18 protein-coding genes and 1 pseudogene are annotated in these 17,610 nt (G+C 66.0%); 4 read left to right on the plus strand and 15 right to left on the minus strand.

The window, feature by feature from the left end; genetic code table 11:
• Positions 1 to 9: 9 nt before the first annotated feature.
• A complete protein-coding gene (trxB, locus tag ACN2C8_RS02830) occupies positions 10 to 1,020 on the minus strand; it encodes a thioredoxin-disulfide reductase (protein ID WP_419254315.1) in 1,011 nt (336 codons plus the stop codon).
• A 58-nt stretch (positions 1,021 to 1,078) separates the two neighbouring features.
• Here trxB and ACN2C8_RS02835 point away from each other — a divergent pair, with 58 nt between their 5' ends.
• Positions 1,079 to 1,378, plus strand: coding sequence for a hypothetical protein (locus ACN2C8_RS02835; protein WP_419254316.1), 300 nt, complete (start codon positions 1,079 to 1,081; stop codon positions 1,376 to 1,378).
• A 60-nt stretch (positions 1,379 to 1,438) separates the two neighbouring features.
• Entirely contained in the window at positions 1,439 to 2,494 is a 1,056-nt protein-coding gene (gene pseI, locus ACN2C8_RS02840; RefSeq protein ID WP_419254317.1) for a pseudaminic acid synthase, read from the plus strand.
• A gap of 1 nt (position 2,495) precedes the next feature.
• Here pseI and ACN2C8_RS02845 read toward each other — a convergent pair whose 3' ends face one another.
• The 4 genes from ACN2C8_RS02845 to ACN2C8_RS02860 all read right to left on the minus strand — a co-directional run bounded on the left by ACN2C8_RS02845 (position 2,496) and on the right by ACN2C8_RS02860 (position 6,040).
• A complete protein-coding gene (locus tag ACN2C8_RS02845) occupies positions 2,496 to 3,356 on the minus strand; it encodes an SDR family oxidoreductase (RefSeq protein WP_419254318.1) in 861 nt (286 codons plus the stop codon).
• A gap of 61 nt (positions 3,357 to 3,417) precedes the next feature.
• On the minus strand, positions 3,418 to 4,122 hold the full coding sequence (locus ACN2C8_RS02850; RefSeq protein WP_419254319.1) for a WbqC family protein: 705 nt from the start codon (positions 4,120 to 4,122) through the stop codon (positions 3,418 to 3,420).
• Positions 4,119 to 5,396: a flagellin modification protein FlmF gene (locus ACN2C8_RS02855; RefSeq protein ID WP_419254320.1), complete on the minus strand. Its 1,278-nt coding sequence runs from the start codon at positions 5,394 to 5,396 to the stop codon at positions 4,119 to 4,121. Before ACN2C8_RS02855 ends, ACN2C8_RS02850 begins: the two co-directional genes overlap by 4 nt.
• Positions 5,393 to 6,040 carry a class I SAM-dependent methyltransferase gene (locus ACN2C8_RS02860; RefSeq protein WP_419254321.1) on the minus strand — a complete coding sequence of 216 codons (648 nt, stop codon included), beginning with the start codon at positions 6,038 to 6,040 and terminating at the stop codon, positions 5,393 to 5,395. The genes ACN2C8_RS02855 and ACN2C8_RS02860 overlap by 4 nt, the downstream gene beginning before the upstream one ends.
• A 418-nt stretch (positions 6,041 to 6,458) precedes the next feature.
• Between ACN2C8_RS02860 and ACN2C8_RS02865 the strand changes: the two genes are divergently transcribed.
• Both ACN2C8_RS02865 and ACN2C8_RS02870 read left to right on the plus strand, forming a co-directional pair.
• Positions 6,459 to 7,370 carry a retron St85 family effector protein gene (locus tag ACN2C8_RS02865; RefSeq protein ID WP_419254322.1) on the plus strand — a complete coding sequence of 304 codons (912 nt, stop codon included), beginning with the start codon at positions 6,459 to 6,461 and terminating at the stop codon, positions 7,368 to 7,370.
• A complete protein-coding gene (locus ACN2C8_RS02870) occupies positions 7,360 to 8,295 on the plus strand; it encodes a retron St85 family RNA-directed DNA polymerase (RefSeq protein WP_419254323.1) in 936 nt (311 codons plus the stop codon). The genes ACN2C8_RS02865 and ACN2C8_RS02870 overlap by 11 nt, the downstream gene beginning before the upstream one ends.
• A gap of 183 nt (positions 8,296 to 8,478) precedes the next feature.
• Here ACN2C8_RS02870 and pseG read toward each other — a convergent pair whose 3' ends face one another.
• The 10 genes and pseudogenes from pseG to ACN2C8_RS02920 all read right to left on the minus strand — a co-directional run bounded on the left by pseG (position 8,479) and on the right by ACN2C8_RS02920 (position 17,434).
• Positions 8,479 to 9,471 (minus strand): UDP-2,4-diacetamido-2,4,6-trideoxy-beta-L-altropyranose hydrolase, encoded by a 993-nt coding sequence (gene pseG, locus ACN2C8_RS02875; protein ID WP_419254324.1) that lies wholly within the window; start codon positions 9,469 to 9,471, stop codon positions 8,479 to 8,481.
• On the minus strand, positions 9,468 to 10,184 hold the full coding sequence (locus ACN2C8_RS02880) for a cytidylyltransferase domain-containing protein (RefSeq protein WP_419254325.1): 717 nt from the start codon (positions 10,182 to 10,184) through the stop codon (positions 9,468 to 9,470). The genes pseG and ACN2C8_RS02880 overlap by 4 nt, the downstream gene beginning before the upstream one ends.
• A 136-nt stretch (positions 10,185 to 10,320) precedes the next feature.
• Positions 10,321 to 11,517: pseudogene (locus tag ACN2C8_RS02885) on the minus strand (mitochondrial fission ELM1 family protein); the annotation flags it as partial.
• 104 nt (positions 11,518 to 11,621) lie between these two features.
• Entirely contained in the window at positions 11,622 to 12,095 is a 474-nt protein-coding gene (gene greA, locus ACN2C8_RS02890) for a transcription elongation factor GreA (RefSeq protein ID WP_419254326.1), read from the minus strand.
• Between the two features lie 180 nt (positions 12,096 to 12,275).
• Positions 12,276 to 13,961: a methyl-accepting chemotaxis protein gene (locus tag ACN2C8_RS02895; protein ID WP_419254327.1), complete on the minus strand. Its 1,686-nt coding sequence runs from the start codon at positions 13,959 to 13,961 to the stop codon at positions 12,276 to 12,278.
• Positions 13,958 to 14,305 (minus strand): hypothetical protein, encoded by a 348-nt coding sequence (locus ACN2C8_RS02900; protein ID WP_419254328.1) that lies wholly within the window; start codon positions 14,303 to 14,305, stop codon positions 13,958 to 13,960. Before ACN2C8_RS02900 ends, ACN2C8_RS02895 begins: the two co-directional genes overlap by 4 nt.
• Positions 14,306 to 14,470: 165 nt before the next feature.
• Positions 14,471 to 15,136 carry a glutathione S-transferase family protein gene (locus tag ACN2C8_RS02905; RefSeq protein WP_419254329.1) on the minus strand — a complete coding sequence of 222 codons (666 nt, stop codon included), beginning with the start codon at positions 15,134 to 15,136 and terminating at the stop codon, positions 14,471 to 14,473.
• A 64-nt stretch (positions 15,137 to 15,200) separates the two neighbouring features.
• The gene (locus ACN2C8_RS02910; protein WP_419254330.1) at positions 15,201 to 15,629 is read right to left on the minus strand and encodes a hypothetical protein; all 429 of its coding nucleotides are present in this window, start codon (positions 15,627 to 15,629) and stop codon (positions 15,201 to 15,203) included.
• Between the two features lie 42 nt (positions 15,630 to 15,671).
• Entirely contained in the window at positions 15,672 to 16,142 is a 471-nt protein-coding gene (locus ACN2C8_RS02915) for a DUF2269 family protein (RefSeq protein ID WP_419254331.1), read from the minus strand.
• Positions 16,142 to 17,434: an SDR family oxidoreductase gene (locus ACN2C8_RS02920; RefSeq protein ID WP_419254332.1), complete on the minus strand. Its 1,293-nt coding sequence runs from the start codon at positions 17,432 to 17,434 to the stop codon at positions 16,142 to 16,144. Before ACN2C8_RS02920 ends, ACN2C8_RS02915 begins: the two co-directional genes overlap by 1 nt.
• Between the last annotated feature and the right edge of the window lie 176 nt (positions 17,435 to 17,610).

The following is a 17,610-nucleotide window of genomic DNA, read 5'->3' on the forward strand; positions in this document are numbered from 1 at the left end:
GGATCAGCCCTACCAGACGCCGATCTTCTCGGCCTCGGCGTGGCTGATGGGATGACGGTCGCGGACGTGGTCTTCCTCGGCCAGGAAGCGCACGGCTTCCAGCGCGGCCATGCAGCCCATGCCGGCGGCGGTGACGGCCTGGCGATAGATGTCGTCGGTGACGTCGCCGGCGGCATAGACGCCGGGCACAGCGGTCGAGGTCGTGCCGGGCTTGACGGTCAGATAGCCGTTGGCGTGGGTTTCCAGCTGGTCCTTGAACAGTTCTGACGACGGGGCGTGGCCGATGGCGATGAACACGCCGTCGCAGGCCAGCTCGCTCAGGTCGTCGGTGACCACGTTCTTGAGCCGCACGCCGGTGACGCCCATCGGGTCGGTATCGCCCAGCACCTCGTCGATAGCGCTGTTCCAGGCGATCGCGATCTTGGGGTGGGTCAGCAGGCGCTCCTGCAGGATCTTCTCGGCCCGCAGCTCGTCCTTACGGTGCACCAGGGTGACCTTGCTGGCGAAGTTGGTCAGGAACAGGGCCTCCTCGACGGCCGTATTGCCGCCGCCGACCACCACGACCTCCTTGTTGCGATAGAAGAAGCCGTCGCAGGTGGCGCAGGCGCTGACGCCAAAGCCCTGGAACCGGCTCTCGCTCTCAAGGCCCAGCCATTTGGCCTGGGCGCCGGTGGCGATGATAATCGTCTCGGCCAGCCAGTCCTGGCCGCTGTCGGTGGTGATGTGGAACGGCCGCTTGGACAGGTCGGCGGTCAGCACGATGTCGTTGACGAACTCGGTGCCGACATGCTCGGCCTGGGCCTTCATCTGGTCCATCAGCCACGGGCCCTGGATCACGTCAGCGAAGCCCGGATAGTTCTCGACATCGGTGGTGATGGTCAGCTGGCCGCCGGGCTGGATGCCGGAGATCAGCACCGGCTTGAGCAGCGCGCGCGCGGCATAGATGGCGGCAGTGTAGCCGGCGGGGCCTGAACCAATGATCAGGCAGCGGGTGGTGCGGGGGGCGGTGGAGGTCGACATGGGCGCAGATATAGTGTCGATTCCAGCTTAGCGCGATGGCCGCGTTACGGGGGGAATCATGAAAGCGGGTTTGCCGATCGGTATTGGCGTGGGGATCGCCATCGGGGTGGCGCTGGGTCTGGCGCTCGACAATCTGGCCCTGGGCCTCAGCCTGGGGGTCGCCATCGGCGCCGGCTCAGGCGTCGCGATGATGGCGTCCGGCGGGGCCAGGGAAAAGGACAAGAAGCGGGGTGACGGCGGCGATGGCGGCGGGGTCCACGTCGGCTCCTCATCAAAAGGGTCGAAGTCAGACGACGCCGACGGTTCCAGCGATGGGGACGGCGGCGGAGACGGCGGAGGCGGCGGCGGAGGGGATTGACGCCTCGTCCACCTTTGATGCGTTAAACTGGCGGAAACCATGTTTGCCCCGGACCGCGCCATGACCGATGCCCCCTTTATCGAAATCGCCGGCCGCAAGATCGGCGCGGACTTCTCGCCCTATGTGATCTGCGAGCTGTCGGGCAATCACAACGGCAGCATCGAGCGCTGCCTGACCATGGTCGACGCCGCCGCCGCCACGGGCTGCGACGCGATCAAGATCCAGACCTATACTGCCGACACCATCACCCTGGATGTCGACCGGCCCGAGTTCAAGATTCACGGCGGGCTGTGGGATGGCCGCACCCTGTACGAACTGTACGAAGAGGCCCACACCCCGTTCGAATGGCACGCGGCGATCTTCGAGCGCGCCCGCCAGCGCGGCGTGACGATCTTCTCCAGCCCGTTCGATGACACGGCAGTCGATCTGCTGGATGCCCTGGGCGCGCCGGCCTTCAAGATCGCCTCGTTCGAGGCCGTCGACATTCCGCTGATCCAGTACGCCGCCAGCAAGGGCAAGCCGCTGATCATCTCGACCGGCATGGCCAACCTGCAGGAGATGCAGACCGCGCTCGACACCGCCCTGGGCGCCGGAGCCGACGGCGTTCTGCTGCTGCACTGCGTGTCCAGCTATCCGGCCACCTTCGCCGACGCCAATGTGCGGACGGTGGCGGACATGGCCGCCCGCTTCGGCTGCCCCGTGGGCCTTTCGGATCATACGCCGGGCACGGCGGCCTCGGTGGCGGCAGTCTCGGTCGGCGCCTGCGCGGTGGAGAAGCACTTCACCCTGGCCCGTGCCGACGGCGGTCCCGATGCGGCCTTCAGCCTGGAGCCCTCTGAGTTCAAGGCTCTGGTCGACGATACCAAGAACGCCTGGGCCTCGCTGGGCCGCGCCCACTACGACACCCTGGGCTCGGAGGCGACGTCCCTGCTCTTCCGCCGCTCGCTTTATGTCACCGCCGATGTGAAGGCGGGCGAGCCCCTGACCAAGGCCAATATCCGCTCGGTCCGCCCCGGCAACGGCCTGCCGCCCGCCGACCTCGACAAGGTGCTGGCGGGCAAGGCATCGCGCGACCTGACCCGCGGCGAGCCGCTGGACTGGTCGATGGTGGGTTAGACTACCCCGCCGGCAGCAGCCCCAGCCGCTTGCCGATGATCCTGTCCAGCGTTCGCTTGGGCAGGACGCCGGTCATGAACACCTGGAACGGATCGGGCGAGACCACATAGCGGGTCTTGGGTGTCGGGGTGGTCAGGGCCGTGTGCACGGTTTCGCCGATCTTTTCCGGCGGCAGGCCAGACTTGCCCATCGACAGCATGAAGGCCTTCATTCCGGCCAGGGCCGGGGCATAGATCGTGTTGTCATAGCGCGTGACATCGACACTGTCGGCCTTGTCCCAGATCGGGGTGGCTACCGCGCCCGGCGCGACGATCACCACGTCGACCCCGAAGGGCAGAAGCTCACGGCGCAGCGATTCCGACAGGCCCTCGAGACCGAACTTGGAGGTGCAATAGGGGCCCATGAACGGGTTGGCGTTCTTGCCGCCGACCGAAGAGATGTTGACGATCCGGCCGGGCGTGCTCACGGGGGCGCCGCCCGCGCCCAGCAGCGGGGCAAAGGCCTGGGTGGCGATGACGACGCCGGTCAGATTGACGTCCAGCTGCTGGCGAAACTCCTCGACCGGAAGGTGCAGCAAGGGGCCGGCTATGGCTATGCCGGCATTGTTGACCAGGCCCGCCAGGGTAGCCCCCTCCAGGGCGGCCTCGACCTTGCGCGCGGCGGCGGTGACAGCGGCCTCATCGGTGACGTCGAAGACCAGCGGCGTAAAGCCTGATCCGAACTCGGCCTGCAGCCGGTCGGCGTCGGCCTGTTTGCGCACGCTGCCAAAGACGTGGAAACCCTTGGCGGTCAGCACCTTGGTGATGGCCCAGCCGATGCCGGTGGAAACGCCGGTGACGACGACGGCCTTGCGCTGAGTCATGTGAGTTTGCTCCCCTGTTTGAGGGAAGATGGGACATGTGCCGGGTGATATCTAGGGGGCGTCAGGGCGGGGGCGAAACCAGGGCCGGCAGCCCGGCCCATCCCACGGTCATCAGCGCGTCGACAAAGCCCATGAACGGTACGAACGGGTCATGGCCCTGCGGATAGTCGACCTGAACAAAGCTCTGGAACCGCGCTGGAAAGCCCGCCGCCGCGAACACGCCGTCTTCTTCCATATAGTCGGCCGAGCCCATCGGCGAGACATAGGCCGTGGCCCCGACGGCCTGGCAGATGGCCAGCAGGTGCTCGGACCGCGCGCCCCGCGCCGCCAGCTCAGAGGCCCGCACGAAGCGCGGCGACAGACCCATCTGTTGGGCGGCGGCTTCCGCCATGCCGCAGGTCAGGTCGGCCAGCCTGCCGCCCGGATGCAGAGCCAGCTGCTGGGAGACGAAGGTCCAGCCCTCGGCAAAGGCGGGCCGCTTGCCATAGGCATGGCGGATGGCGGCCAGATGCTTGTCGCGCCAGCCCTGGCTGTCGTCGATCTCGATGGCGCAGATGGGGGTGTCGCGGTCGTGCTTTTTCACGGGCACGGTCAGCATCAGCTCGCCATTGGCGGTGAGAATACGGTTGCGCGACTGCCACGAGCGGCGGGCGAACTGCACATCGTCCAGAAAGACGAAGACATCGCTGGCCGCCATCAGCTGGAAATAGCCCAGATAGGGCAGATAGGTCGGCTGCATGATCGCCGCCGTGGTCATCAGGCTCATCCGGCCTTCGCGACCAGGGGCGCCAGGGCCGGCGCGCTCTCGCGGGCTGCCAGCAGGGCCGCATTGACCTCCGCCAACTTGGCGGCCTTGGCGTAGGGCTCCCAGGCGCCGGGGATGAAGCCTGTGCCGAACCGGGCGTTCAGCGCGCCACGCAGGGCCGTGAGGCCTTCGATGGCGTCGAGCGAGTGATAGATCCAGCGCGGCTGGATATCGCTGTGCAGCAGGGCGCCGACCTTCAGCGATCCGAAGCCCGACATCAGGACCCGCATCTCGGTGGGCAGCTTGGCCAGATCGGCTTCGCGCACGCACTCGGCCACAGCCAGCTTTTGCCCGCCGCTCTCGTACAGATAGACCCGGAACGCCGCGCCCTGGGCGGTGAAGTTCTGGACATAGACCGGGCACGGCCCGTCGAACTCTACCTCGAAGACATAGGTGGCGAAGCTCTTCTTGAGCAGGTTGGGCGTGGCCAGACCCAGCGGCTTGAACAGCGGCGTCGGATTGGCGGCCCAGACCACGGTCTCATCGGCCTGCGGGGCGGCCAGCAGGGCGCGGGGCGAGACCAGGGCGTTGAGCTCGACCTTCACGTCGAGCGTCAGCAGCGCCCTGTGGCAGGCATCAAACAGGGCGGAAAAGCCGCCGATCGGCAGGGTCGCGGTCAGGTTGGCGGTACGGCCCGACAGGCCGCGCGGGATGGCGTAGAGCTCGTCGGCCCAGGCATTGGTCGCCTTTAGCCGGGCCAGGTCGTTCAGATCGGCGGCAGCGGGGAAGACGCGGTTGATGGCCAGAGGAATAGCGGCCTCGCCGTGCACGGTGTCGAGGTCGGCCTCCAGGTGCCAGCGGCAATAGGCTTCCAGCTGGGCGGCGATAGGGGCGGGGTAGGCGGCGATGCGCGCGGCCAGGCTGTCGCCGGCCGGCCTGCCGATTTTCGTCACGGCGCAGTCGACGGCCGGGCCCCCGAAGTCCCAGGTGAACACCCGGTGGCCATCAGCGCCCAGGCTGACCGAGCCGAAGCGGTTGTCGACGGTCTCGAAGCTCGCGCCGTGGGCGGTCAGCATCGCGACGATCGGATCGCCCCGCCCTTGACTGTCAGGCCCGCCGAAATAGATGCAGCCGTCGCGCATCTCCTTGCCATGCCTCAGCTTGGGCCGCGCCACACCGCCCAGGGCCTCGAAGCGCTCCTGGATCGTGATGTCGCGCCAGCCCAGGCGATGGGCCTCGAAGCCCGCCAATATGCCGGTCAGGCCGCCGCCGATGATACGAACGCGATCGCTCATGCCACGGCGCCCCAGACGACCAGATCGCTGTTGGGCGCGACGCGCACGCCGTTCTGGAGGTTGTCGAACGACACCTTCAGGGCCGTGGGCCCCACCAGGCCCAGCTCGTGGACCAGGCGCTGCACCAGGCCATCGGCGGTATAGAAAAGATTGAACAGACCGGCCTCGCCGGTTTCCGGGGTGTCGAGCCGCCAGCCGTTGGGCTCTTCTTCCACGCCCCGGCCACAGCGATAGTCGTCGACCAGCCGGGTGCGCACGAAGACCTCGGCCCCGGGGGCGAGCCTCTTGCGCACGGCGGTCAGCACCGCGCTCGCCTGGGAGGCGGTGAGGTAGCAGAGCAGGTTGGGGATCAGCAGCACGTCGATCGGCGTATCGCCCAGGTCCGGCAGGCCTTGCGACAGGTCGGCGCGGATCGTCTCGACCTTGCCGTCCAGATTGAAGGCGGCGTCGTCGAGAGCGGCCTGTGAATAGTCCACATCGGTCAGCGACCAGCCATAGGCGGCGTAAAGCGACAGATTGTTGCCCGTTCCGCCGCCCAGCTCGACCACCCGGCCGGTCCGCTGATGCAGGCCGCGCTTGAAGAAATGCCGGGCGACGAACTCGTCCGGATATTTCAGGCCGCGAATATCGGGCAGGGCGGGCATGGGCGGGGAATCCGGCAACGAGGTTGTCGATGCAGAATCCAGCCCAAGCGCCCAACGTTTGGTTAACGGCCGTTAGGTGATGCCGCGCGGTTTGTCGCAGGTCGCCGGGTTTTTGCCCTTAAGGGGGATGTTTGGGCAAGCGCCCTGGGCGCTTGATGGTTAGGGCGCCGTTGCCGTGATCGCAGCGCTCTGCATATTGGCCTTGAAATCTCCAGTTGTTCCGAACAGTCTGACCGGACCTCTTAGCTGGGTGCCTACCCTATGCTGCAAGGGTGCCACTCTACGCCGGACGTAAGTCAGGCTGGATTCGATTGCGCGACATGGGCAACGACAACGGGCTTCCGTGTCGCCCCCGGTCAAGCGGACTCGGCGCCGACACGGAAGCCCGTTGTCGTCGCTCAAAGTAAGGGGTTAAGGGTTGGATCACCCGCTGCGCGACGATGCACACAAGGCTCTTCGCCAGCGAGTGATCCAGCACCTCAAAAACGGATGTTCCGTTAGGCATTCTGGCGACCTAATTTTTGTGTGTGGCGGAAATAAACCGGAACACATGCGCCCCCGTTTCGCGGCGCATTGCAGTGCCAATCATCCAGAGCTGGAACTCTTCCAGCCTGAATATGCTATGAAGAATTACTTCGCTGCGCCTAGCGGATCTCCATTTGATCTGGGTACGTTCGAGAGGCTTGTTGCAGAACTGTCGCATGTAATTGTTCTGTTCCCTGAAGCGCCTGGCTCTTTCGCTGAAGCTGGTTATTTCGCTCAAGATGAACGGTTTCGATCCAAGACAATTCTAGCGCTTGACCAATTCTGGCAAGGCGATGACAGCTTCATTTCCATGGGGCCGGCGCGGCAGTTCAATAGCAAGTCGCGTTTCTCGGGCACGATGCAGGTAACCTATTCCGCACCAGACTTTGAGCAAATCGTGAAGCGGCTCAAGCGCTACGGGTTTGAACGTAGTCAAAGAGAGTTGGACCTCGATGAATTTGCAAAGCTTTCGCCTTACGAGCTATTCTGCCTGATTCAAAAGGTCTTAGACATTCTCGGGATCGCGACGGTTGACGACGTTTTGGCAATATTTCGCGGTATCTTTTCTGGTCGCATCAAGCCGAGCCGTGTTAAGGAAATGATGTCTGTACTGGTTGGCGCAAAATATCTCCTATCAGTGGGTTCGTTCGGTCACTATCGCCTAGCGTCTGGCAGGGCGAATATTATGCCAGCGCGGGATTCTCTTAAATCTGCCGAGAACAAGATCCGTCTTGATATGGCGGCCTTCTATCCCGCGTGTTCTGCTGATTTCCTTTCCATTCTGGAGACGCCTGATGCTCCTTGAAAGGCTTCAACAGCACACCAAGCTATCCCGTACGATCTTGGATCGTTACGCCGAGACCGCGTCAAAACGTTACCGCGTCTATGAGGTGGATAAGCGCGACGGAACCAAGCGGAGGATCGAGCATCCAAGTAGTGAGATCAAATCCATACAGCGGTGGTTGATCCGAGCCCTGATACAAAACATGCCTGTCCATGATGCCTCGACCGCCTATTCAAAAGGCTCCAGCATTAGAAAAAACGCCGATCGACACGTCCACTCGCGCTATACTGTTCGTCTAGACTTTAAGGAATTCTTTCCCTCGTTCGGAGGCGCTCATGTGCTCGACTATCTGTCGAATGCCTATAGAAATCAGGATATTGTCTTGTCAGGGGACGATCTTGCGTTCATTCGGCTCATTGTTTGTCGGAATGACAAGTTAACCATCGGAGCGCCAAGTTCACCAGGGCTCACGAACGCTATGATGTTCGACTTCGACACCAAGTTGGCGGAATGGTGTACCGAAAAGGATCTTGTCTATACCCGATACGCTGATGACATATTTGTCTCGGCATGGGTGCCAGGGGCTTTGAGGGAAGTTGAAGCCAAGGCAGCCAAATTGGCTGTTGAGTTTCCCTACGCCGACCTTCAACTGAACCGGGAAAAGACGGCGCACCTTTCGCGGAAGTACAAGCGGTCGATTACGGGCCTGGTTATTACGCCGACGCAAACGATTTCGATAGGTCGAGATCGGAAGGTTCGTCTTAAATCCGATGTTTACGCTTATTCAAAAGGCAAGCTTCTGCCCGAGGCGCAATCGCGCGCTGCTGGCATGGTGGCGTTTGTTCGAGATGTAGAGCCGACATTTTATGAAACTCTAGTTCGAAAATACAGTAACGAATTGTTGTTAAAACTTCAAGCGGGTTCTAGGCAATCTCTCAAATATTAGGCGTTATACTTGAGTATTTCGCCTAGCATTCAATATTGAGTGGAGATTTCGACGGCAGGATTGCGCTGACGGTGAACCAAGTGAGAGCGGGTAAACGTTACGACGCTGCTACGCCAGCTTCGTGAAAATCAAGCTTGTCTTGGCCGTTGAACCGCTGTGCCGCCGGCCTCTCTAGGTCGCGCTTCACCTCCCCGCGATCCGGGCCAGAAACGCGGCGGCCACGCGACCGGCGCCGCCGCCATCGCAGATCCTGGCGCTGGCTGCCGACAGGGTGGCGCGCTGGCCTTCGTCCGCCATCAAACGATCGATCTCGCGTCCGAAAGTGGCGTCGAAATCCGGTGCGCCGACGGTCAGGCATGGACTGGCTCCGGCCGCTCCCAGCGCCGTCGCGGCGGCGATCTGGTTGTCGGCCAGGACCAGGGTCAGGGTCGGCAGGGCCAGGATGCAGCGCTCCCAGCTGGTCGAGCCGCCGGCCCCGACGGCGAGGTCGGCCTCCAGGGTCAGGCGGGGCATGTCCTGGGTGTCGATGTGCAGTACGACGCGGGGGTCTCTCATCGCTTGCAGGCGCGGCAGGCTGGGCGCGCCGCCGCCTACCACCACGTCGAGCATGATGTCGCCCAGCCGGGGCAGCAGCAGGTCCACTACCCGTCCGGTGACGCCGCCCACATCCGTCAGGCCCAGCGAAATCAGGATACGTCGCACCGGCCCCTTCGTCGCACGGCGGGCCAGGGCCGCCTCACGCAGGGTCGGGAAGGCCGGGCGCACGGGGGCGTAGTTGGGACCCAGCAGCAGGGTCGCGCCCGGCGGCGTCAGGCCGGCATAGTCTTCCGCGCGCCGGGCCGGGCCGGCGTCGAGCACCAGATCGGCTTCCAGCGGGCGGTTGGCCAGATCGTCGATCACAAGGGTAGGGCGACCCCTTGCCAAGGCGCGGTGGTCGGGGGCCGACAGGCCATAGTTGTCGAAGACCACGGCCTCGAAGGGTTCGGCGGCGACGCTTCGCGGGGTGTCGGGCGCGAAGGTGTCCAGCACCGCCTCTACCGCCGGCCGGGCCAGGAAGGCGCAGGTCGCGCCGGCTGCCGTCAGGGCCTGGGCCAGGGTCAGGCTGCGCATCACATGTCCGCCACCCACATCGGGTCCTGCGTCGCAGACAAACAGGATGGCGGGGGCGCGGCTCATCCGCGCCGGTCGCCGCCATAGGTCGCCAGATCCGGCCGCTTGGCGACGAAGGCCTTGATGTCGGCCGACGTAAACGCGCGATTGGCCGGGTAGAGGTGGTCATAGACCGTGGCGACAAAGGCGTAGTCGTCGGGCCGGTCGACCGTCCAGCGTATTGCGTCCTGACCCGGCTGCGCGGGCAGCCAGGCGATCTTCCATTGCAGCGGGTTGTTCCAGACATCCCAGGTGACGTGCTCGCGGGCCTCCTGGCTGTCGGCCTGCGCGGCCGCGCGGCGCAGGCCTGCGGCAGTGATCACCTCGACGTCGAGACCCTTGGGAAACGCCGCGCCTTCGGGGCTGTTGCTGGCATAGTCGGCGCCCGCCTCCAGGTGCAGGTCGATGGTCGCGTCGATCAGCTCGGGATCGGCCAGCGGGCAGTCGGCGGTCAGGCGCACCACGTGGTCGGCGGGATGGGCGTCCAGGGCGCCGACAAAACGCTCCAGCACATTGTCGAGCGACCCGCGATGCACGGCGATCCCCTCCTTGCGGACGGCCTCGGCCAGGATGTCATCGCCGGGCTGGTCGCTGGTGGCCACTACCAGCTTGTCGATGCGACGGGAGCGGGCCACCCGCTCGATCTGCCGCACGATCATCGGCTGGCGCAGGATCGGCATCAGCACCTTGCCCGGCAGGCGGGTGGAGCTCATGCGGGCCTGGAGGACGGCGAGGATCATGGGGACATTCCACACCGTTTCGGTGTGGCGCGCCAGACGCCGGTCAGGGCTTGGGCTTGGGTTTCGCGCGGGGCTTAGGCTTGGAAACGGCCGCAGTCGCGGGCTCTGGCGCCGCAACGGACTGCGCCTTGACCGCAGCCCTCTGCTTGGCCGGCGCCTTTGTGGCGTCGGCAGCGGCTTCAGGCCTTAGAGTGGCCGGGGGTCTGGGAGCGGCCTTGGGTTTTGGCCTGGGCCTGGTCTTTGGCGGTGTGATCGGCTGGGGCGTCGTCTCGACGGGCTTGACCGAGGCCGTCTCAGTCGGCGCGGGTTCGGTGACAACTTCCTCGCTCGCCGTCTCGCCCCGCATCCGCGCCAGCACTTCGCGGGCCGCGCGGCCGGTCTCGTCGACCGGCTCATACGCCCAGCCGTGGAACGCCCCGCCATAGGGCCGCGCCGCGCCCTGGCGTTCCAGTTCCTCGTGGAACAGGCGGAACTTCAGGCTGGAGCCTTCCATCTTCAGGATGAACACCGGCTTGCCGGTCGAGGCGGCCTCGGTGGCCATGTTGGTCGAGTCCTCGGTGACGAGGATGTAGTCGGCCGCCGCCAGGAAGGCGAAATAGGGATTGGGGCCTTCGCCGTCCCAGACCATGCCGGGCAGGTGGCGCAGGCGGGCGGTCAGCAGCGCGCGGGCCGGCTCGGGCGTGCGGCGCGAGAAGGTCATCAGCAGGCTGCCGCCGTCCTGTTCCAGCGGGATCTGGATCTGGTGGGCCATCTGGGCGGCGCGTTCCACCGGCAGGTCAAAGGCCTTGGACTTGCCGCCCAACAGCACCGCGACGCGCGGGCGGGGCAGGTCGTCGAGCTGGGCCTTGAATCTTTCATACTCGCTGACCAGCCGCTGGCTGGTGACCCGGTGCGGCGAGCCGGTGATCGACAGGATGTTGTCGCCGGACAAGCGGTCATGCTTGGGCGGGATTACCAGGTCGAACATCTGGGGCGGCACGCGCGGGTCCTGGATCTGGACCACATAGGTCTTGCCGCCCGACCAGCGCTTGGCGCGGATCGACAGGGGCAGGGTGGCGCGGCCGGCGGCGATCCACAGGTCTGGCCATTGATCGGGCGAGCGGCCGCTGATGTCGCTTTCGGGGGTCAGCCAGCGGCGCGGGAACCAGTTCAGCCACCAGGGCAGGCGACCGACGCGGCCGGTCCAGCCGACGCGCTTGATCTCGATAGCGGCCTGGATCCCCTGGACCCGGGCCTCGCGCACGACCGCTTCGGCCAGGCCAACGGCCTGGGCCTCGATGCCGGCGCGGCCGTCCGAGATGGCCCAGATGAGCAGGGGAGGTTTCTTCAAGATGTCATCCCGACGAGCACAGCCACGCAAACAAGGCCGCCCCCCAAGAGGGCAGCCTTGCTCATGGTCTGGCTTTATGGCGCGGGTGGGGCGTAAGGCAAGGCGCCTTACAGCCACTCCACTTTCAGGATTTCGTAGGCCTTGACGCCGCCGGGTGTGTAGACCTCGACGACTTCGCCCACTTCCTTGCCGATCATGGCGCGCGACAGCGGGGAGGACAGCGAGATGCGGCCCTCCTTCACGTCGGCTTCGTGATCGCCAACGATCTGGTAGCGGGCCTCTTCCTCGGTGTCCTCGTCGACGACGCTGACCGTCGCCCCGAACTTCACCTGCTTGCCTGACAGCTTGGAAACATCGATCACCTGGGCGCGGGCAATCTTGTCCTCGATCTCGGCGATCTGGCCTTCGATCCAGCCCTGACGCTCCTTGGCCGCGTGATATTCCGCGTTTTCCGAGAGGTCGCCATGCTCGCGCGCCTCGGAGATCGCGGCAATCACCGCCGGACGCTCGATCGTCTTCAAACGCTTCAGTTCATCGTCGAGGGTTTGATAACCCCCGGCGGTCATCGGCACTTTTTCCATTGCGGATTTTAGCTCGGTTCGCCTTGGGAGGAGTATTCGTCCCGTCGCTGGCGCGCACGACCGGGGGCTGAGAGGATAGGAGGCGCGTTGACGATAAGCAAGGGGGGCGGGGCGATCCCCTTTGCATGCAAAGGGGCCGCGCGGGTCGCTGGAGCCTGGGCTGGGTCGGGAAGCCGGGGTTCAGAACTCCTGCCAGTCTTCCTTGACCGCCGCAGCGGCGCCACCACGCCCTGGGCGTACGGCGGTATTTGGCCGGGGTTGCGGCGCGGATTGTGCCGGGCTTGCGGCGGAATGTCCCTGGGCGACCTTGAATCGGCCGACCAGTGACGCCAGTTGGGCCGCCTCGCCCTTCAGCGCATGGGTTGCGGCGGTGGCCTCTTCGACCATGGCGGCGTTCTGCTGCACCACCTGGTCCATCTGGTTCACGGCGATGTTCACTTCGTGCAGGCCGGTGGACTGCTCGTTGGCTGAGGCGGCGATCTGGTTGACGAGGGTGTCGATCGAGGCGACCTGGGAGACAATGCGCTGCAGGGCCTCGCCGGTCTGGCCCACCAGGGCCACACCGGCCCCGACCTGCTGGGTCGAGGTCGAGATCAGGGTCTTGATCTCCCGCGCGGCGTCGGCCGAGCGCTGGGCCAGGGCCCGCACTTCCTGAGCCACCACCGCGAACCCGCGACCGGCTTCACCCGCTCGCGCAGCTTCGACGCCGGCATTGAGGGCCAGCAGATTGGTCTGGAAGGCGATCTCGTCGATGACGCCGATGATCTGGCCGACTTGATGCGAGGAGCCTTCGATCTGGGTCATGGCGGCGACCGCCTGGTCGACGATCTGGCCCGAACGCTGGGCGTCGCCCCGCGCCGTGGCCACGACATCAGAGGCCTCCTTGGCGCCGGCGGCAGTCTTGCGCACGGTGGTGGTGATCTCTTCCAGGGCTGCCGCGGTCTCTTCCAGGCTGGCCGCCTGTTGCTCGGTGCGGCGTGAGAGGTCGTCGGAGGCCTGGGCGATCTCATCGGCGCCGGCGCTCACAGCGCGGGTCGTTGCCGAAATGTCCTGCATGGCCGCCTGCACGCGCTCGGCGGCGGCGTTGAAGTCAGCCCGTAGCGCTTCATAGGCCTGGGCGAACTGGGCCGTCAGGCGGATGGTCAGGTCACCCTTGGCCAGGTGCGACAGGCCGTCGGCGATGGCCGCGACAGCTTCGGTGCGCTGATGCTCGGCGATCGCCTCGGCCTTTGAGGCCTGGCTGCGGTTGGCTTCTTCTGAGCGTCGGGCCCCCTCGGCGGTGTCATTGGCCGTGCGCGCCGCCTCGACCGCCAGCTCCGCCTCGGCGCGGGCCTTGTTGGCGGTGGCGAACATGCTGTTGATGCTGAAGGTGGTGGCGATCAGGGCGCCGGCCTCGACGATCAGGATGACGGCGTGGACGACCACCCGGCCCAGGCTGGCCGAGCCAGGGAACACAGCCTGCGGCAGAAGGAAGCTCAGGCTCAGATGGTGGATGGCCACCGTAGCAGCGGCGGCAGCAATGACCTTCCAGTCGCAATAAACCATCAGCAGCGCCAGGGCGGCAAAATAGGTCATGTGCATGTCGGCTTGCCAAGCATGACCATTCATGGCGGCGACCAGCAAAGATACCTGGGCCATCAAGGCCACGCCGGTTAGGGCCTGGCCGGTAGAGCCCTTGCTGGATGTGCTGTTCGCCACAGTGGCGGCAGCGGCCGTGACCAGGGCGGCGATGGCCAGGCCCAAAAATGGCCCCTGCATCAGCAAGCGAGCCGCCACCACGATGATGGCCAGCAGCCAGGTCAGGGCGACGACCAGCTTGCCGCCGAGCTGGCGCTGGGTGTCGAGGCTGGAAATGGCAATGCTCATGTCAAGGTCTCCTTGGGGGCGCAGACGCCCGCGAGATCAGGATCGAGTATCAGCAGGGCCCCGGACGCGCGGGCGCGGCGCGCCAGATCGACCGGGTCGCCCCGCAGAATGATGATGAAAGGCGCGCCGCCAACGGCAGCAATGTCGCCGGCCGAGCCCGCAGCGCTGACGCTCTGGGCTACGCTCCACCAGGGTGGGAAGATGGCGGCCACGCGCGAGGGGTCACGCGGTGCAGCGTTGACAGAAACCGCCGCCAGCAATCCTGCGATGATCGCGCCGGCCGTCAGGGCAATCCCGCCAAGGGCTGAGGATCGCTTCTCCGAGGTGATCAGGGAATCTCGCATACACGGGCTCGAAGTAAGGGCTCAAAAGCCTCCAGCCGGTGGATGCCGACGGGACCTTCTAACCCCTACGCCCTACGAGGTTACCCCGGCCTTAACCCTGTCATTCCGCGCCATTCCGTCGCAGGTTTCAATTTAAGGTTTAAAAACTATCGCAAGGCGTGTTTTTTAGTTCGCGTAGTCATAGGGGCCGCCGCGCTTGAGGGCCTCGCGATAGGCGGGGCGGGCATGGATGCGCTCCAGGAACGCCTTAACGTGCGGGCGCGATGCCGCTCCGGCCCGGGCGGCGCCGGCCTCCAGCGGAAAGCTCATCATGATGTCGGCGGCGGTGAAGTCCTGGCCCGTAAACCAGGCGGACTTGGCCAGTTCGTCATCCCAGTAGTCGACATGGGCCTTCAGTTGCGGGTCGATGAAACCGGTCTGGGCGCCGTTCGCGACGGCCTTGACCAGACCGCGCAGCAGGGCGGGCGCGCGGGTAGGGAGGGCCGTGAAGACCAGCTTGAGCAGCAGCGGCGTCATGGCCGAGCCTTCGGCATAGTGCAGCCAGTAAGTATAGCGCAGCCGTTCGGCCGTGCCGGCGGCCGGGATCAGCCGGCCCTGGCCATAGGTCTCGATGATGTATTCGATGATCGCCCCGGTCTCGGCGATGACCTTGCCGCTGTCGGTGATCACCGGCGACTTGCCCAGCGGGTGGATGGCGCGCAGTTCGACCGGGGCCAGCATGGTCTGGGCGTCGCGCTCATAGCGCTTGACCTCATAGGGAACGCCCAACTCCTCGAGCAACCAGATCACCCGCTGGCTGCGAGAATTGTTCAGGTGATGGACGATGACCATGGCAGGCGTCTCCGCAAAAGGCCCACGACGCTGGCATGGCGCCCCGCAGGTCAGTCAAGCGCGATCAGCTCAGGGGTTTGAGATCCGGTTCCACCCAGCCCCGGCGGGCGGCGACACTGAATAGCCGCTCGCGCGACCAGAAGGTCAGGGGCCAGGCCCTGTCGCCGAGGGGCGCGGCCAGTAGCCGGGCGCAGGCCTCGCCGTCGCTGATCCCTGCCGGCAGGCCGGAGACAAAGGCGCGGATCGCGGTCAGGTAGGCCTGGGTGATGGTCTCGTGATAGCCGCTGACATCATCGTTCACCCCGCCGACGGCCACATTGTAGGTCTGGATGATCCCGGGCAGGTCGCGCTCCAGCCCGGCGTCGCGGGTGCGGACCAGGCGCAGGGTGGCGGTCAGGTGGGCCGCATGGGTCCACTCTGCCTTGGGCAGGCTGTGGTCCAGCAGGCGCTCGGCGAGGCGGGCTACCTGGGCGTCGGAGTAGGGGGTGGTCATGCGGGCTGTTTAGCGGCGGCGGCAGGCGGGCTCAATTCCCTCTTAGAACGTCGGTTTGGCGACCATCAGCCATACGATGCCGAGCACTGACGCGAAGGCGGGAAACCCTAAAATGAACCAGACCCGGAAAAGGTGGAAATAGCGCTCCGGCAGGGGCTCACCGGCGACGACCGCTTTGGTGGCCAGCTCTCGCAAACGCATCTGGATCCAGACCACTGGCAGCCAACACAGGCCGGTCACGACATAGAGCGTCAGGCTGAGACCAATCCATCCCGAGAACAGCGGATGACCGGCCAGATGCGCCAACGCCGCGCCGGTGATCGGCTGAACGATCACCGCCGAGGCCGTGAACACCGTGTCGGCGACCACAACGATCCGCGCCGTGTGGGCGATCAGGGCGGGGTCGCGGGTGCGGTGGGCCATCAGCATGAAGAAGGCGATGCCGGCGCCCGTGCCCAGCAGCACCGTGGCGCCAATTACGTGGGCGACCTTGAGCAGGGTGTAGAGGTCCATCAGCGCTCGTCCAGCGTGGCCAGGGCCGCCAGGGCCAGGAAGGCGGCGGGGATGCTCTTGATCAGGGGTCCCATCGGGTCAAGCCACAGGTCGGGCCTGACCAGCGCGCCGCCGATCAGATAGCCGGCCGTGACCAGCAGCATGCCCTTCAGGGCGAGGGCGGTGGTTGGACGCCAGGCCAGTAGCAGGGCCAGGACGATGTCGATCAGGCTTCCGCCGATCACCGCCGCGATCGCCGAGCCTGCGTCCATGCCAGAGGCGGTCAGCACCGACACCGCCTGCGGAAATCCGACCGTCAGGCCGATCAGGCCCGACAGCAACCAGAAGGCCAGCAGGCAGATCAGGATGGCGGGCCTGGCGAAATAGCTCCGCGCGAACCAGCGCTCCTGCACGCCCGACGGCGCGGCGGCCAGCAGGGCGTCGAAGGATCGCAGGGTCACGCCCAGACGCGCCGCGTCCTCGGCCTGTCCACGCAGGCCCATCCGCAGCTGTTCGAGGGCGGCCGTCCGCATCGGGCTGCGCCAGCCCAGCACTGCCAGAGCATCGCTGACGAGGGCGGTCGCTCGGGCCAGGGCCAGCGGCAGGCGCACGACCGGCGCGGCGGGCAGGCCCAGCCAGCCGCGAAGGCGGCCGACCAGCTCGATCAGGGTGAGAGGCTGGGCGTGGACCAGGTCGAGACCGACGCGGCTGGGCGCGTTCGGCTCCAGGCAGCGCGCGACCGCCGCCGCCAGATCCTCGGCCCCGACCGTCTGGACCAGACTGTCGCCCTGGACGACCGGAACCGCTCCCGGAAACCCCGCTAGACCGCGCAGCAGGGCCGTGCCGCCATAGGCTGACGGCGCGAAGACCAGGCCGGGCCGTAGGACGATCCAGTCCAGCGGGCTTTGGGCCAGCAGCGCCTCGGCCTCCAGCTTGGTGGCGTTGAAGGCGGTGGCGCGGCCCGGTCCGACCCCGGCCGCCGAAATGTGCACGAGGCGGCGGACGCCGATCCGTTCGCAGGCCTGGGTCAGGCGGGCGACGCCCTCGACATGCACCGCGCGGAGGTCGTCGCGGGGACTGTCCTGCAGCGCTCCGGCGCAATTGACCACAGCCTCGACGCCATCCAGCAGGGCGACCCAGTCCTCGACCGTGGCCCTGGCCAGGTCGGCGCGCTTCCAGTCCAGGGCGGGAAAGCGCCTGCGGGCCGCCTCAATGTCGCGGCCGATCCCGACGACGTCGTGTCTGTCCGCCGCCAGCCTGGCGGAGACATAGGAGCCGATGAGCCCATAGGCCCCGATCACCGCGATGCGCATCGGTGATGCTTAGCCTTTCCATCCTGGCGGGAGAAGCTTCACAACCGCCCGCGCGACAAGTCCTCTCCCCGAGGGGAGAGGTGTCGGCGCAGCCGACGGCGAGGGGCGTCTGCTGAACCTCAGCACCGCTTCCCCTTCCGGTCGCCAAGCGACCGCCTCCCCTTTCAGGGGTTGGA

Origin of the sequence: Caulobacter sp. ErkDOM-C (assembly GCF_048541825.1) — a bacterium.
Taxonomy (GTDB): Bacteria; Pseudomonadota; Alphaproteobacteria; order Caulobacterales; family Caulobacteraceae; genus Caulobacter.

Excerpts from the sequence above, each read along its gene's own strand:
- pseI (WP_419254317.1), top strand. The coding sequence starts at position 1,439 with ATGACCGATGCCCCCTTTATCGAAATCGCCGGCCGCAAGATCGGCGCG.
- ACN2C8_RS02860 (WP_419254321.1), bottom strand. The coding sequence starts at position 6,040 with ATGCCCGCCCTGCCCGATATTCGCGGCCTGAAATATCCGGACGAGTTC.
- ACN2C8_RS02880 (WP_419254325.1), bottom strand. The coding sequence starts at position 10,184 with ATGATCCTCGCCGTCCTCCAGGCCCGCATGAGCTCCACCCGCCTGCCG.
- ACN2C8_RS02900 (WP_419254328.1), bottom strand. The coding sequence starts at position 14,305 with ATGCGAGATTCCCTGATCACCTCGGAGAAGCGATCCTCAGCCCTTGGC.
- ACN2C8_RS02845 (WP_419254318.1), bottom strand. The coding sequence starts at position 3,356 with ATGACTCAGCGCAAGGCCGTCGTCGTCACCGGCGTTTCCACCGGCATC.
- pseG (WP_419254324.1), bottom strand. The coding sequence starts at position 9,471 with ATGAGCCGCGCCCCCGCCATCCTGTTTGTCTGCGACGCAGGACCCGAT.
- ACN2C8_RS02920 (WP_419254332.1), bottom strand. The coding sequence starts at position 17,434 with ATGCGCATCGCGGTGATCGGGGCCTATGGGCTCATCGGCTCCTATGTC.
- ACN2C8_RS02855 (WP_419254320.1), bottom strand. The coding sequence starts at position 5,396 with ATGAGCGATCGCGTTCGTATCATCGGCGGCGGCCTGACCGGCATATTG.
- trxB (WP_419254315.1), bottom strand. The coding sequence starts at position 1,020 with ATGTCGACCTCCACCGCCCCCCGCACCACCCGCTGCCTGATCATTGGT.
- ACN2C8_RS02870 (WP_419254323.1), top strand. The coding sequence starts at position 7,360 with ATGCTCCTTGAAAGGCTTCAACAGCACACCAAGCTATCCCGTACGATC.
- ACN2C8_RS02915 (WP_419254331.1), bottom strand. The coding sequence starts at position 16,142 with ATGGACCTCTACACCCTGCTCAAGGTCGCCCACGTAATTGGCGCCACG.
- ACN2C8_RS02895 (WP_419254327.1), bottom strand. The coding sequence starts at position 13,961 with ATGAGCATTGCCATTTCCAGCCTCGACACCCAGCGCCAGCTCGGCGGC.
- greA (WP_419254326.1), bottom strand. The coding sequence starts at position 12,095 with ATGGAAAAAGTGCCGATGACCGCCGGGGGTTATCAAACCCTCGACGAT.
- ACN2C8_RS02835 (WP_419254316.1), top strand. The coding sequence starts at position 1,079 with ATGAAAGCGGGTTTGCCGATCGGTATTGGCGTGGGGATCGCCATCGGG.
- ACN2C8_RS02910 (WP_419254330.1), bottom strand. The coding sequence starts at position 15,629 with ATGACCACCCCCTACTCCGACGCCCAGGTAGCCCGCCTCGCCGAGCGC.
- ACN2C8_RS02905 (WP_419254329.1), bottom strand. The coding sequence starts at position 15,136 with ATGGTCATCGTCCATCACCTGAACAATTCTCGCAGCCAGCGGGTGATC.
- ACN2C8_RS02850 (WP_419254319.1), bottom strand. The coding sequence starts at position 4,122 with ATGAGCCTGATGACCACGGCGGCGATCATGCAGCCGACCTATCTGCCC.